At 30.2% G+C, this 12,988-nt stretch carries 17 protein-coding genes; 3 read left to right on the forward strand and 14 right to left on the reverse strand.

Going from position 1 to position 12,988, the window contains the following annotated elements:
* Positions 1-13 precede the first annotated feature (13 nt).
* The 14 genes from V5J73_RS08685 to V5J73_RS08750 all read right to left on the reverse strand — a co-directional run bounded on the left by V5J73_RS08685 (position 14) and on the right by V5J73_RS08750 (position 9,910).
* On the reverse strand, positions 14-1,216 hold the full coding sequence (locus tag V5J73_RS08685) for a DNA cytosine methyltransferase (RefSeq protein ID WP_338645045.1): 1,203 nt from the start codon (positions 1,214-1,216) through the stop codon (positions 14-16).
* Between the two features lie 4 nt (positions 1,217-1,220).
* Complete coding sequence (locus V5J73_RS08690) at positions 1,221-1,487, reverse strand: helix-turn-helix transcriptional regulator (RefSeq protein ID WP_338645046.1); 267 nt, start codon at positions 1,485-1,487, stop codon at positions 1,221-1,223.
* Between the two features lie 3 nt (positions 1,488-1,490).
* Positions 1,491-1,733 (reverse strand): hypothetical protein, encoded by a 243-nt coding sequence (locus V5J73_RS08695; RefSeq protein WP_338645047.1) that lies wholly within the window; start codon positions 1,731-1,733, stop codon positions 1,491-1,493.
* A 36-nt stretch (positions 1,734-1,769) separates the two neighbouring features.
* Positions 1,770-2,174, reverse strand: coding sequence for a hypothetical protein (locus tag V5J73_RS08700; protein ID WP_338645049.1), 405 nt, complete (start codon positions 2,172-2,174; stop codon positions 1,770-1,772).
* Positions 2,175-2,474: 300 nt separating this feature from the next.
* Positions 2,475-3,011, reverse strand: a complete 537-nt coding sequence (locus V5J73_RS08705; RefSeq protein WP_338645051.1) for a hypothetical protein — start codon at positions 3,009-3,011, stop codon at positions 2,475-2,477.
* A gap of 125 nt (positions 3,012-3,136) precedes the next feature.
* Complete coding sequence (locus tag V5J73_RS08710) at positions 3,137-4,123, reverse strand: hypothetical protein (RefSeq protein WP_338645053.1); 987 nt, start codon at positions 4,121-4,123, stop codon at positions 3,137-3,139.
* Between the two features lie 284 nt (positions 4,124-4,407).
* The gene (locus tag V5J73_RS08715; RefSeq protein WP_338645055.1) at positions 4,408-4,632 is read right to left on the reverse strand and encodes a hypothetical protein; all 225 of its coding nucleotides are present in this window, start codon (positions 4,630-4,632) and stop codon (positions 4,408-4,410) included.
* A 58-nt stretch (positions 4,633-4,690) separates the two neighbouring features.
* The gene (locus V5J73_RS08720; protein WP_338645058.1) at positions 4,691-5,281 is read right to left on the reverse strand and encodes a ParA family protein; all 591 of its coding nucleotides are present in this window, start codon (positions 5,279-5,281) and stop codon (positions 4,691-4,693) included.
* Positions 5,282-5,298: 17 nt separating this feature from the next.
* Positions 5,299-6,369, reverse strand: a complete 1,071-nt coding sequence (locus V5J73_RS08725; RefSeq protein ID WP_338645059.1) for a DUF5712 family protein — start codon at positions 6,367-6,369, stop codon at positions 5,299-5,301.
* Positions 6,369-6,887, reverse strand: a complete 519-nt coding sequence (locus V5J73_RS08730; RefSeq protein WP_338645061.1) for a BfmA/BtgA family mobilization protein — start codon at positions 6,885-6,887, stop codon at positions 6,369-6,371. Before V5J73_RS08730 ends, V5J73_RS08725 begins: the two co-directional genes overlap by 1 nt.
* A gap of 232 nt (positions 6,888-7,119) precedes the next feature.
* Positions 7,120-8,535 carry a replicative DNA helicase gene (gene dnaB, locus V5J73_RS08735; RefSeq protein WP_338645063.1) on the reverse strand — a complete coding sequence of 472 codons (1,416 nt, stop codon included), beginning with the start codon at positions 8,533-8,535 and terminating at the stop codon, positions 7,120-7,122.
* A complete protein-coding gene (locus V5J73_RS08740) occupies positions 8,535-9,254 on the reverse strand; it encodes a hypothetical protein (protein ID WP_338645065.1) in 720 nt (239 codons plus the stop codon). Before V5J73_RS08740 ends, dnaB begins: the two co-directional genes overlap by 1 nt.
* A gap of 104 nt (positions 9,255-9,358) precedes the next feature.
* Positions 9,359-9,586: a hypothetical protein gene (locus V5J73_RS08745; RefSeq protein ID WP_338645067.1), complete on the reverse strand. Its 228-nt coding sequence runs from the start codon at positions 9,584-9,586 to the stop codon at positions 9,359-9,361.
* A gap of 9 nt (positions 9,587-9,595) precedes the next feature.
* Entirely contained in the window at positions 9,596-9,910 is a 315-nt protein-coding gene (locus V5J73_RS08750; RefSeq protein WP_338645069.1) for a hypothetical protein, read from the reverse strand.
* 85 nt (positions 9,911-9,995) lie between these two features.
* Between V5J73_RS08750 and V5J73_RS08755 the strand changes: the two genes are divergently transcribed.
* The 3 genes from V5J73_RS08755 to V5J73_RS08765 all read left to right on the forward strand — a co-directional run bounded on the left by V5J73_RS08755 (position 9,996) and on the right by V5J73_RS08765 (position 12,767).
* The gene (locus V5J73_RS08755; RefSeq protein ID WP_338645071.1) at positions 9,996-10,448 is read left to right on the forward strand and encodes a hypothetical protein; all 453 of its coding nucleotides are present in this window, start codon (positions 9,996-9,998) and stop codon (positions 10,446-10,448) included.
* Between the two features lie 486 nt (positions 10,449-10,934).
* Entirely contained in the window at positions 10,935-11,342 is a 408-nt protein-coding gene (locus V5J73_RS08760) for an Arm DNA-binding domain-containing protein (RefSeq protein ID WP_338645073.1), read from the forward strand.
* Positions 11,343-11,534: 192 nt separating this feature from the next.
* Positions 11,535-12,767, forward strand: a complete 1,233-nt coding sequence (locus tag V5J73_RS08765) for an ROK family transcriptional regulator (RefSeq protein WP_338645075.1) — start codon at positions 11,535-11,537, stop codon at positions 12,765-12,767.
* The last annotated feature ends 221 nt before the right edge of the window (positions 12,768-12,988 follow it).

The raw sequence follows: 12,988 nt of genomic DNA on the forward strand, positions 1-12,988 counted from the left end.
TATAACATATTACCTACAAAAACTTTTTAATTGCTTTTGCTATTTGTTGAGCCATTAACGGAGGAACAGCATTACCTACTTGTTTAAATTGATTTGTTCTAGACCCCATAAACACAAAATCATCTGGAAAAGATTGAATTCTGGCTGCTTCACGAACTGTAAAAGTTCGTTCTTGCGTATGGTCTGGATGAATAAATAAATTACCATCTTTATAAAGATGAGCAACCACTGTTGTTCCTGGTAAATTATTTTTCTGAACAGTATATCTATTACCAAAATGTTTAGGATCGTGGTGAACTAATTCAGGTCGAACTTCTGCTAAATGTTTCAATTGCCACTCATTCTTACTGAGTAAATGATATCTTTCTCTATCATTCTGATTGTGTTTTCTAGCTTCGTGATTGTACAATTTATCAAATTCTGAATCACGTATTTTTTTTAAATAGGAATTTAATTTAGAGGGTTTAAAATCCAATTCATTCTGTCCTTCTCCAGGAAGTAATTTAGGTAAATCTGATATGGCATCTTTTACTGTAATGTATTTTGACAATCCGATTGTATCAGCTTTAACTTCCATATCTGGACTGTAATGTGTTTTCAAGATGCTTTTATAAATATCTTTTGCCTTAAAATTCAAATCTTTTCTAACACCAACAATAATTACTCTTTTCCTAACTTGAGGAACACCGTAATGAACAGAATTAAGAAGAATAGTTTCTTTTTCATCGCAAACATCATAATGCTTTGACATTGCTTTAATTATTTCAGGAAAAATAAATTTACCATTAGGCTTTGCAGAAAGTAATCCTGAAACATTTTCAAAAACAAAAACCTTTGGCATATTTTTTTCCAATATGTTCATGTAATTTTGAAACAAATAATTTCTCGGATCATCTTTCATTGAGTTTGGGTCTTGTGCTCTACCAACTGTTGAAAAACTTTGGCATGGAGGGCCACCTACTAAAACATCAACTTTTGAATTTTTAATTACATTTTCTATCTGTACATTAATTTCTTCTTTTGTTAAATCTCCACATATTACACTATTCTCAATTTCGTCAGGAGAATAATTATAATATTTCATTCTTTCTTTTATTGTAAGACAAGCTGCTTCATCAAAATCAACATGAACTAAAGATTTAAAATCTTCTTTATAAAAACCTTCACTAAAACCACCACAACCTGCGAATAAATCTATAAATGTTAATTTACTCATCTAATTATTTAATATTTTTTCGTTCATAAATTTCAAATTCAAATCCTAAAAACCAAGAAAACTTTGATAGGTAATCTATACTACAATTGAATTTTCCACTTTCAATTTTAGAAATAGTTGTTCTACTTACTTTCATAATTCCGGCTAATTGTTCTTGATTATATCCTTTTTTTTCTCGGATTTCCCGAATTGATTCCCCTATCTTTAAGCGACAGTCGTGGAGGTAACCTTCCATTGAATTCTCATTTATTTGAGCGTCACTGTTTATCATTTTTTATGCTTCTGTTATTTGTCGTGTAATAATTTCAATAGCTTCTACTTTACCAAGAATATTGTCAAACTCTCTCATCGAATCCTCATCTTTATAAACACCATTTCGGTCATTCCAACACAACCATTCTATTAAATCTAACCTAGACCAAGAATTTAATTCTGTTTCCAAAGCTTCTCCTCTCAATTTCATTAGTTTATAATATGGATGTTTTAGTTTTTCTTCTTCGCTAATGTTTATACTCATAATACTATCTTTTTAATTTTGCTCTCTTATGATTCTTTACTCTAGATTGACAAACAAGGTTCCTAAGTGCTCTACACCATCATAATCAACCACCGTAAGCCAAACATTCGTTTCGACACCATGAACTCCGTTAGAAATATTAACTTCTACTTTTTGTTCACTCACTTTGATCACTCTTCCTTCCACTTGAGAATAGTCAGATTTATTGATGGTTACTTTGTGACCAATTAAATCATTCGTATCGACTTCTACTACTTCTAAATCACCTAAACGAACTGTGTTAATTGGAGGAAAAGATAATCCCGTATTCAAAGCTTGAATATCTGCTCTAGGTCTTTCATCATCTGTAATTACCTCCAAAACGACATACAACTGACTTGGGTTTTCTTCTGGTAATGGTGTATGAAATTTCACGATCTGTCCTTTTTCAATTGGTTTCATAATTAATCCTTTTACGTAGATTATCTCTTATTGTACTGAACAAAAATAGTAAAGCCATCGCAATAAAGTGCAATATACTGAACATTTTATTAACAATTTTATACAATTTCAATAAAATAGTAATTAGGGTAAGGTTGGTACCTAATTTTCAAGTAAAAGATTTCTTTTTTGATCATTATAAAAACAAGGCAAGACGGCTCTGGTGGTGCAAACTACAATCGATTTATAGTTTTATCTAAATGTAGATTTATATATTTCTCTTTCAAAATTAATAAAGTTTCTAGTACTAATTAGATGTATTTAATCACAATATCTATCTATCATTTCTACTATTTCAAGAATTGAAGATTCATTAACCAATGAAAAATCAAACTCTGAGGCAAATCCAATCAGTAAATTTTGTAATTCCTTACGCAGTTCTTCCCTTAGTTCTGTAGATTCTGGATTGTACAGTTTGTATGCTAATTCTCTACCAAATTTATAATTAAGGCGCTCAATGTAATCATCTGAATCTTTTAAATCAACTTTAAAATTATCGTAGTATTCCATGTATTTTTCATTCAATAACCAGAAATATAGCGAAGTGAGTTCCTCTTTAGTACAAGCATTTAAAAAATCAATAATTAAAAGCATCATATCATGTTGTTGCTCGTAATCGGGTAAGTCTCCTAAATAAAAATTTACAGCAACAATTAAGTCTGAAACATTTTGTTTCTCCTCGTAAATTGTAAAACTAAAGTGAGTTAATAATTTTCGGAGCACTACATTCTTTGAATAATTAACCACTATGTTGTTTACTTCTTTGGTTATGTATAGTTTGTCGTCAATTGTAATCATAGCAAATAAATTAAAATAATTATTAATTTTAAATGTAAGAAAAAATTTAAAAAATTTTATAGAAATATAGTTCTCTATAATAGTATTTTGAACTATCAATTAGCAATAAGAGTTACCTGTATTTATTAATCTGCGCCTAAATTATTTAAATAATCAATCATAACTTGTCTTATAGATTTAGGTTGGCTGCTGATTCTTTTTGTTTGTGGAGTTTTTTCTAAGTTTTCTAATGGTGTCATTGTTAGATAGAGATTTTCGTTTGCTCGATTCCATAATCCAAAGATGTACTCCACTCCAGGTTCAATAACGATACGTTCTTTGAAGGTAACTGTTCCAGCGTGCAAAGGACTATCAGGATGGTGTTGATTTTCATTGATAGTCAACTTAAATTTTAATTCATTTGTGTCAACATCATTTTGAACATGACTTGGTCTAATTTTTTTCGGTGGTTTGATTTCATCTTTGAATTCTGTCAAATAACTTAAATGTTCATAGGCATAGATATAATTGTGAGGAGCATTTCTAAAAAGTAGAATAAGATTTTCATTAGCAATTTTTTCTAAGGCTCTTATTAATCTGATATAGGATTCTTTGCCGAGCTGATCCCAATATTTTTTACCTAGTTCTGTAAAATTCATTCCAAGGGAGCTAATTAATACCTCTCTTTCAAAATTGGTCAGGTTATTCCAATTTTTGGTTTCAATAGCTTGCTCAAATTTTTGCTTTAATTTTTTTTGCGCTTCTTTTTTTTCTTGAATCAATTTTTTTTCCTCAAGTTGTTTACAATGTGCACATTTAAAACCTGAATGGGAGTTCCTTTGTCTTTTTACTTTTATAATTTCAATGTATCTAGTAATACTATTAATTGTTTGCATTTCATACCTGTTACAATGCTCGCATAAGAAATCAAAGGATAATTCGCTATGGGTTCCTATAATTTTTTTTAATTCAGTTAAACCAATGCCAAAAGTTAATGCTACTTGTTTTGGATAATGTAAAATTTCATTTTCCTTGAACTTCCAATAATATTTGATAATTTCTTTCTCTGTTTCTGAGCAGTTTTCAGAAATGTACACCTTAAGATTGGCGATTTTTGTGTTTTGATCTTCCATGTAGTGTTATTAAAAAAGCGTGGAACTGTTACTTATTAGCACTATAGGTATCGCCAAACACCAGCACACCAAATAAGAACAGCCCACGCTAGGCATGGGCGTCTTAGTTTTGATATTAGGGTGCTATTATAATTTGGCGATTTTATAGTACTAATTCAAAAGCTAAACACTTTGAGTTATTATATTTTAAGTAATTATCTATACAGAATAGGCATTTTTTTTTGTTAAAAGTCTCAAATTAAATCCTTGGATTTAATAATGTAAAATAAGCTATTTTTTTGAACTTAATCAAGTGAATTTCTTAATGCATTATTCACGATTTCTTTCATACTGATTTCATTTTGAAAAGCTTTTAATTTTAATTTTTTGTAGAGCTCTTTCTCAATGTAAAAAGAAAATTGGACTTCTTCTATTTCTTTGGTAACAATAGGAACAATTTTTTGAATTTTGTTTTGTTGATTGTTAGACTTTACTTTATTTATCAAGTCATTCATGCTTTCTGATTCCATAATTATAGATTTATATGTTTATAGATTTATATGTTACTATAATTGTAGCTTACTACAATTATAGTAACAAGAGTAATATTTCTTTTGTCAGCTGGTCTAACTGACGTTGGGCATTTCTGTCATTTGTAACTCCTTGTAAAACAACGGATCTCGTAAAAGCAACTAAATCACTGATTTGCGTTTTTGCAATGGGTACTTCATATTCTTCTAATCCTATTAAAATATCTAGGGTTAATGTAGTGTTGGGCTTAATCATATTGAATACAACAAGAGTAGCATCAGTTTTATGTTCGTGTTCAATAAGTTTTAAAGTGCTTTTAATAGCCAACAAATCCAGAATTCCGGCTTTAGTTGGAACAAGTATCAGATCTGCTATGCTGATTAATTTTGGTAATTGATTGGATAAGTAAGGAGGAGTATCGATAAAAACAAAATCATAATCCAGGTTTAAAATAGTATTTATATCCTCGACAAATGGAATAATACTGAAACTAGTGATGATCTCTGTTAATTGGCTCAAACTTCCTTGTAAGTCGAAATCGACTACCGCAACTTTTGAGCTTTTAGCTATATTCTGACTGAGGTTAAAGGCAAGAGTGCTCTTGCCTACACCTCCTTTTTGGTGCGTGATTAAAATTATTTTTGGCATGGGTTTTAAAAATTTGATTATGTTTCTCTGTTAGTGCTGATACTCTTTCTCTTCTTCTTTTTATCAGCGTCAGCAATTGCGCAATTTTCAAACTCAGAAGTGCTTTCTTGGGTCACTATTTCATCATTTGGGAAATCATTTAATGTTTGAGTTGTTTTTTCCTTTAAGCCCGCAGGATCTTGAACCATTGTTATGGTTTTCCATAGTTGATGCTTATCAATAGCTGCTTCGAAATTCGTTTGATTGGATTTAATTAATTTATTTAAATCGTATTTCTCTTGAGGACTGCCATTTTTAAAGATATTTTGATTTTTAAATTTTTCAAGCTCTTTGCGCTGGTATTTAAAATGTTCATCAAATGTTTTTTCATTCATATCAATCCACTTTACTCGATCAAATCCCACTTGATATTCATTGTCACCAATAGTTCTATTGGTTAGTTTTTCATTACAAGTAGGACTTAATTTCAATTTTTGTGTCTTATCTTTCCGTGATACAATAACGTGTATATGCGATTGAAGACCTTGTTTAAATGTGCCTGACTTTACACTCTTATCAGCTACTTCCTTATCAGTACCTTTAAATTTTCTAAAATGCTCAATCTTTCCAAAATAAACCAAATCAGCCCCGGTTTGAACTCCTTTGTCTTGTCGATTGAAGTTTAAAGCGTAATTGTCCATTACTTTTCTTCCAAAATCTGTTATGAGCCTGTTATACTCTTCTAATTCCATCAACGATAGATCCCAAACACTTTTTACATTATTTTTTCCAGATGCTAAAAAAGCAATGTGTTGGAGTTCGTTCTTGCTAAAAGAAATGGTAGGTGCGAAATATTTAGAATCATTTGCTCCTAGTTTCTTTTTATTTGCGTCAATGGAACTTATAACCTCAATTGTACTAATGTTTGTCTTTAATGCATTAAAGAATCCTTGTTTTCGGCTCTCCAACTGTAAAGCTTCTTCGCTAGAAGTAGACTTTCTTATACTCATATCTAAGTATTGATTTTCTTTTTCTAAATACAAAGCCAGATTTGAACAACTACCTTTATTGTCTGCTCCAAGTGAACTGTGCGGTTTAGAAATCGGCATTATGAAAACAGCGTTTTAATTTTGTCAATTGCTCCCGATTTATTTTTGTCATCTAATAATCGGCAAAGAATTACTAAAGCTTTTTGGGTTTTTTGTAATTCAGCATTAACAAGTTTGGTTCTGTCACTATCAGTATTGTTTATTTTATTTAAGAACTCTAAATATTTTTTTTCAGTAGCACCAATGTTCTCTGAGTTCTTATTTATTTGTTTTACAATTAAATCCTTTAATTTATCAATTTCTATTTTTTGCGAATTTTGATAATCAAAAACATCTTGCCTTAAAGGTTTCAAAATGTCCCGCTCTTGAACTTTTAAAAAAGAAACAATTCTTTTATCCAAAGCAGAAACCATTGCCGAAGGATCTTTGTTCACAGCATCTTTTGGATTAATGCCTGTTTTTTTAAAATAGTAGATCATTTCTTCAACTAAAGTACCATAATTTAACCTTAAACTTTCAGATAACTTCGCAAGCTCCTTATGTGGTTTTTCCTCAATCAAAATGCTTTTTTTGGTCATAATTATATTTTTTATAATTGTAAATCAATTAGTTAAGTTGTTATTTATATTTTCGCTATAAAAGAGTATAAATATATTTTGTACAAATTGCCTTGTTTACAAGGCTTGGCCTCGCAGAGCAAGTAGGATAGGGGTTTTTCCGCCCCTGTCCTACTTGCTTTTCTAAACACAGCAGCACTACTCCATTTGTCAATACGAGATACACTTATTAGAAATTGTATTTGATTTGGAACTAATAACTTTCATTATTGTCTTGAGGATCTGTAAATTTTGTTTTGCTTTCATCAAAAAATAATCCTTTTCTATCTAAAGATCCATTTCGATGTTTTGCAATTATGAACTCTGTATTTGCTCCTTGTCTCAACATTGCATCATCAAGTTCAATTCCATAATATGAAGGACGATAAATAAAAGCAACTAAATCGGCATCTTGTTCAATTGCTCCAGATTCGCGTAAATCTTTCAGTAAAGGTCTCCTATCAGATCTATTTTCAACATCCCTACCTAATTGAGAAAGCACTATAATGGGAATATTTAATTCCTTTGCTAATCGTTTCAAGGATCTAGTAATCGTAGCTATTTCTTGCTCTCTAATACTATTTTTATTTAATAATTTACAACTCATTAGTTGCAAATAATCGATAATTACCATTCTAATCCCAAATTTCCTATGCCAGAAACGTATTTTTGCAATAACATCATAAACATCAGATGATTGGTCATCAAAGTATGCTGGATATTTCTCCATTTTGCCTTTTAAAATGATGAACTCTTCAAAATAAATACTTTCATTGAATCCTGTTCTTAATAATTGATTCAAATCAAAATTACTATTACAAGCAACCAATCTTGTCATTAATTGCTCTGAACTCATTTCACATGATATAAAGCCTACAGGTATATTTTGTTTTATATTTTCGAGCATTGTTTTAAGAACTAAGCTCGTTTTACCCATTCCAGGACGTGCGCCGATAACAATTAAATCAGAATTTTGCCAACCATTAGTAATTGCATCTAGTTTTTTGAAACCAGTAAAACAACCTGATAATTCATTACTTTTTTTTAATGTTAAAACCTCAATTCGTTTTCCAATTCTAGTTAATCCTTCTTTCATTGATAAATCTGAAACACCGGTCGAAGTTTGTTCTCTAAGTGAACCAATATTCCTTTCAGCATGAGCCATCAATTCAAATATATCCTTCTCCACATCATAAGCTAATGCAGATAATTCAGCATTATCAAAAATCATTTTTCGTCTTATGTAATATTGTATTAATATTCTACAATGAAATTCAATATGAGCTGACGAGGATATCTTTTGTGTAAGCTCAATCAAATAAATATCTCCCCCAATTGAATTTAGCAAGCCCATTGTACGTAGGCTAGAAGAAACAGAAAGTAAATCAATAGGAGCTCCTTCTTGATATAATTTCTGAATGGATTTAAAAATACTTACATTTTCAATTTTGTAAAAAACTTCAGGGCTTTTTAAAATTAACAGACACTCGTGAGCACCATTCATTGAAATCATCATTGCTCCAAGAACTGCCTCCTCAATATCAATTGCGTGTGGTAGTAATTTCCCCTTTTCAAGTTCGATTACTCGATTTGAATCATTTTTTCTAAATTCTTTGGCTTGAGATTCCATTAACTTAAAGGTTTTTGCATATAAGCAGGTTTAGATTCGTCAGTCGTTGGCTTTCTATTTTTATCTCCTTTAAGATTGTCGAGATAATTAATTGTAAATCTTGTCAATCTTGCTTTTATTTTTTTTAAAGTAAATTCTAATGACTCCTCATCAACTTTACAATTGAATACTTCTTTGAATTTTTCAAACTCCTGATTAGAAAACTCGTTCCTAAATCTCGTTAGAAACATTCCCCATTCCAAGGGAGAATCGTTCATAAAAAAGGTGATAGCATCTTCTCTATTTGTGTTTATATCTGGTTTATTATCTGTTCCTATTATACATATAGGAATTTCTACTAATCCATTTGTGCATTTTTTAGCTTCCATTTGTGGTTTTTTAGACATCGAGCCGTTCCTTTTAGAAGCCCCCTTTTCCTTTAAATATTCGTCTGAAAAAGTATACCAATTTGTCCTATCGAAAGAATTTTTGTTAAAGTTCCCAATCTCAATTACATTCATATCACTTAATTTTTTAATGATATATCTTACTCGATTTTCTGTCCAAAAAGGAAACAATGTCAAAAATGCTTTGTTTGAATTATAAGTCCAAAATTTCCCATTGTAAAAATGCTTGTTGTTAGCTTGATTTTTACTAATCCAGAAATCAATATTCTTAATCATTACAGCACAATCAACGCCATAATTACTTGCATCTTCAACATTAAAACTATACTCCATTAAAATTATTTTTGTATTGATCAGCTTGCGACTAAAAGCATGTATTATTAGTATCCACAGGCACGACTTCATTATGAAAAGCGATAATTTTTAAAAAGCATTATCTACTTCTTCAAATACTTTGGTTTAGTTGCCCTAGTGCCACTTGAAATCATCTCTTTATATTTATTAATCTTTTCAGCCTTCGTTTCCTTTGAAGGTAATTTAAGGGCTTTGCCTGGTACAGCATCCCCCTTAACATTACCAAGACTATCAATAATTACAATAGCCTGCTCAAACGTCTCCCGCAAGACATTATATTTTTCAATTGAAATGGTTATAGTTTTTTGCATAATCTTTCACTATTTCTTTTTTAAAATTTCAAGAACACTTTCTACGCAAACAGCAACTTCTTTATCCAGGAGTAAACAATTCCAAAATTTTTTAAGCTTTAGAGAATTTATATCTGGATAGTAAAAAATTACTATTGTTCTAAAAGCTTCATAAGATTTAAATCCTAAATAAAAATACTCTCTCAACACTGTCGCACATTTTGCATAGGCTTCAAAACGAAGAACTGTAACTTTTTCTCTGTTTGAAATATTCAAAATGGAAATATTTTCATTTAAAATATTCCCACTAGGAATATTTACTATATTTTTGGTGTTATTATTCATAAAAATGTTCGCATATTAATTATTACTATACAAATATAGTAAAATAAACATATTTGTATAGCATTTATTAAAAAATAAATATAGTATGAAGAAATTAATTAAATCCAATAAAAAACAGAAGCTAATTTATATACTAGATTTTGTGAGTGCATTAGACTTATCTGCTTACCACTTATCTAGGAATACTAATTTAACTGAAGCAGGAATTTTAAGGATTTTAAATGGAACTGTAAAAAACCCTCATGAAAGCACACTAAATGAAATAATCTCATATCTTGATTCAATTGGGACTCCAACTCCACAAGTCATTAGTCCATCAATAAACAATAAAGATCTATGTAATATTGAGATAGAAAACAAAACTGAATCGTCGAGTGAAATACAAGAACAAATAAATGAGTTAAAAAAAATAATTCTTGTATCAAAAAAAATAAATCAATCCTGTGATCATCATGAAGAAATGTTAAGATTAAAAGAACATCATCTGAAACTCTTGAACGTATATGAAGAACTAACTGATAAAGAAGATTTAGAGTAGCTCTTCTTCCGAGAATCACTCTAAAAAAAATCGAATAATATTAACAGCAACGTACTATTTAAGAAATAAAATTTGAATAAAACCATTCGATTTTGCAATGAACAAAAAGTGAACAGAATCTTATAAAATCAATTTTTAAAATACTTGCAAAAAATTAACAATCAACTAATTAGCTTTTTAATAAACAACAATAGAGAATCCCTCTTTCTCCGCCAGTAGAAAAACAAGTGGTATCAAAACCCCGTAAATCTTATGATTTACGGGTTTTTTGCTTTTACTACATATTCAAATTATTCATCTAATCTCATCCTTAAAGAGACTAAATCTAGACCCTAACAAATGCAACAATTAGGGTCTCGCTAAATCTCCTTAAAGCCTGCAAACATTATGTTTTATAACCAGTTCAACGACTGGTTCACTATTTAAACATCTTGTTTGGTATTCTTAAGAAATTTAAATTGAGTAAATAATTAAAAGGTCACCACCATGAAAACAAAAATCACATTACACTTTTATACTAAAAGCACCAAAGCCAACACTTCAGGTCAATTACCAATCTATATTAGATTGACTATGGATGGAAAACGAATGGAATTCAGTTCAAAGGAATTCATTGATGCAGCAAAATGGTCAACCGAATTGTCAAAAATGAAAGGAACCTCAGAGGAAGCCCGTTCATTAAATAAATACCTTAATTTGATGAAATCAAAAATATTTGACATTCAGATGGAATTAATTCACAAAAACGAATTGCTGACACTTGAAGTTTTCAAAAACAAATTACTAGGTATCGAAGAACGTCAAAGAACCCTCATCCCTATCTTACAAGACCACAACAATAAAATCAAAGAATTGGTACCCATAGAATATACCTTATTAGTCAATAAAACTTAGATTGAAAGCTTTATAATATTTAAATATCATAAAATTAAAACACAAAAAGAATAACACTAAAATCCTAAAAGCCAATGAGTTATTTTATTACAAATAAATTAAATTTATTTATTATATAGCAATAATTATTAAATATTAACACTAAGTTTGTAATAGAATACCACCTAAGTAATTACAATATAATATAACAAGATGAGCTTAAAAGATTTATTAGACAGTAGTACAGACAAAAGTCTTTCTGGACAAAAGTGGCATATGCTAAGACAAGCAATCGTAAAAAGATTACTATCTGCTGGCAATGCTACAATAGCAGAATTAAGTTCTGAACTACAATCTAGTGTTCCAACGGTAACCAAAGCTGTCAACGAATTATTATCAGAAGGCTATGTGGTAGATCTTGGAAAAGTCTCTAATAGTGGCGGAAGACGACCTTCTCTCTACAGCATCAATCCAACTTGCGCTTACTTTTTAGGGGTAGAAGTCAATATAGCCAGCATGTCTATTGGGTTACAAAATATTAAAAATGAGTTTGTTAGTATCGAACTAGGAACTGCTTTTGTTTTAGAAAACACACAAGAGTCGCTTTTGGAATTCTGTAATTTGATAAATTCGTTTATAGAAGACAGTTCAGTTGAAAAAAAAATGATTGTGGGAGTTTGTATTAACTTTTCAGGTCGTATTAATTCAATGGAAGGATTTAGCTACAATTATTTCTTTAGTGAAAACAGACCATTGACAGAAATTATTTCGGATCAATTAGAACTCCCAGTTCACTTAGAAAATGATACAAGAGCAATGACTTTTGGGGAATATTGCGAAGGTGTTGTTGATGATGAACAAAATATAATATTTGTAAATTACAGTTGGGGTGTGGCAATAGGAATGATTACTGATGGCAAACTTTATTATGGAAAATCTGGTTATTCGGGTGAATTTGGCCACAGTACGATCTTTAATAATGAAATTATGTGTCAGTGCGGCAAACTCGGATGTCTAGAGACTGAAATTTCTGGTTGGTCCTTAGTAAACCAGTTCAAGGCCGCTTTAAAAGAGGGGAAACAGTCAAAAGTAGTTCTTGATCAAAGTTCTTCAGCTTTGCAGCACCATGCCATTATTTCTGGTGCTATCAACTTAGAAGATACTTTGTGTGTCGATTTAGTAACAAGGCAAAGTGAGAAAATGGGACGCTATTTGTCTATTCTACTTAATATCTTCAATCCCGATCTATTGGTAATTGGCGGTGATTTTGCACAATTAGGAGAATACGCTCTTTTACCTATTCAGTCTTCATTAAAAAAATATTCCTTAGGTTTAGTTAACCGGGATATGAAACTTAAAAAATCAACTTTAGGCCGTCGTGCGGGAGTTATTGGGGCTTGTTGCGTTATTAAAGAAAAGATGTTATCTCCATTAATAAACATCTAGAAATACTTCTTAATTTCAATTATTAAATTTATTTAATAATTACATTGTATTTATTAAATTTATTTATATATTTACAACGTGATAATAAATAAAGCGGAAAACAATTCGGATTTAAAATTGTTTTTTTAATAATTTTTCTACTTTCTCTGCTAAAAGGGGGCAAGAAAAAACTTTTATTCAATAAAAAAACGTGAAAATTACTATTGCAAAAAGAGATAAGT

The organism is Flavobacterium sp. KS-LB2 (genome assembly GCF_036895565.1).
GTDB lineage: Bacteria > Bacteroidota > Bacteroidia > Flavobacteriales > Flavobacteriaceae > Flavobacterium.

Bases quoted from the DNA above. Each gene is read 5' to 3' on its own strand.
- V5J73_RS08685 (WP_338645045.1), bottom strand. From the start codon at position 1,216: ATGAGTAAATTAACATTTATAGATTTATTCGCAGGTTGTGGTGGTTTT.
- V5J73_RS08690 (WP_338645046.1), bottom strand. From the start codon at position 1,487: ATGATAAACAGTGACGCTCAAATAAATGAGAATTCAATGGAAGGTTAC.
- V5J73_RS08695 (WP_338645047.1), bottom strand. From the start codon at position 1,733: ATGAGTATAAACATTAGCGAAGAAGAAAAACTAAAACATCCATATTAT.
- V5J73_RS08700 (WP_338645049.1), bottom strand. From the start codon at position 2,174: ATGAAACCAATTGAAAAAGGACAGATCGTGAAATTTCATACACCATTA.
- V5J73_RS08705 (WP_338645051.1), bottom strand. From the start codon at position 3,011: ATGATTACAATTGACGACAAACTATACATAACCAAAGAAGTAAACAAC.
- V5J73_RS08710 (WP_338645053.1), bottom strand. From the start codon at position 4,123: ATGGAAGATCAAAACACAAAAATCGCCAATCTTAAGGTGTACATTTCT.
- V5J73_RS08715 (WP_338645055.1), bottom strand. From the start codon at position 4,632: ATGGAATCAGAAAGCATGAATGACTTGATAAATAAAGTAAAGTCTAAC.
- V5J73_RS08720 (WP_338645058.1), bottom strand. From the start codon at position 5,281: ATGCCAAAAATAATTTTAATCACGCACCAAAAAGGAGGTGTAGGCAAG.
- V5J73_RS08725 (WP_338645059.1), bottom strand. From the start codon at position 6,369: ATGCCGATTTCTAAACCGCACAGTTCACTTGGAGCAGACAATAAAGGT.
- V5J73_RS08730 (WP_338645061.1), bottom strand. From the start codon at position 6,887: ATGACCAAAAAAAGCATTTTGATTGAGGAAAAACCACATAAGGAGCTT.
- dnaB (WP_338645063.1), bottom strand. From the start codon at position 8,535: ATGGAATCTCAAGCCAAAGAATTTAGAAAAAATGATTCAAATCGAGTA.
- V5J73_RS08740 (WP_338645065.1), bottom strand. From the start codon at position 9,254: ATGGAGTATAGTTTTAATGTTGAAGATGCAAGTAATTATGGCGTTGAT.
- V5J73_RS08745 (WP_338645067.1), bottom strand. From the start codon at position 9,586: ATGCAAAAAACTATAACCATTTCAATTGAAAAATATAATGTCTTGCGG.
- V5J73_RS08750 (WP_338645069.1), bottom strand. From the start codon at position 9,910: ATGAATAATAACACCAAAAATATAGTAAATATTCCTAGTGGGAATATT.
- V5J73_RS08755 (WP_338645071.1), top strand. From the start codon at position 9,996: ATGAAGAAATTAATTAAATCCAATAAAAAACAGAAGCTAATTTATATA.
- V5J73_RS08760 (WP_338645073.1), top strand. From the start codon at position 10,935: ATGAAAACAAAAATCACATTACACTTTTATACTAAAAGCACCAAAGCC.
- V5J73_RS08765 (WP_338645075.1), top strand. From the start codon at position 11,535: ATGAGCTTAAAAGATTTATTAGACAGTAGTACAGACAAAAGTCTTTCT.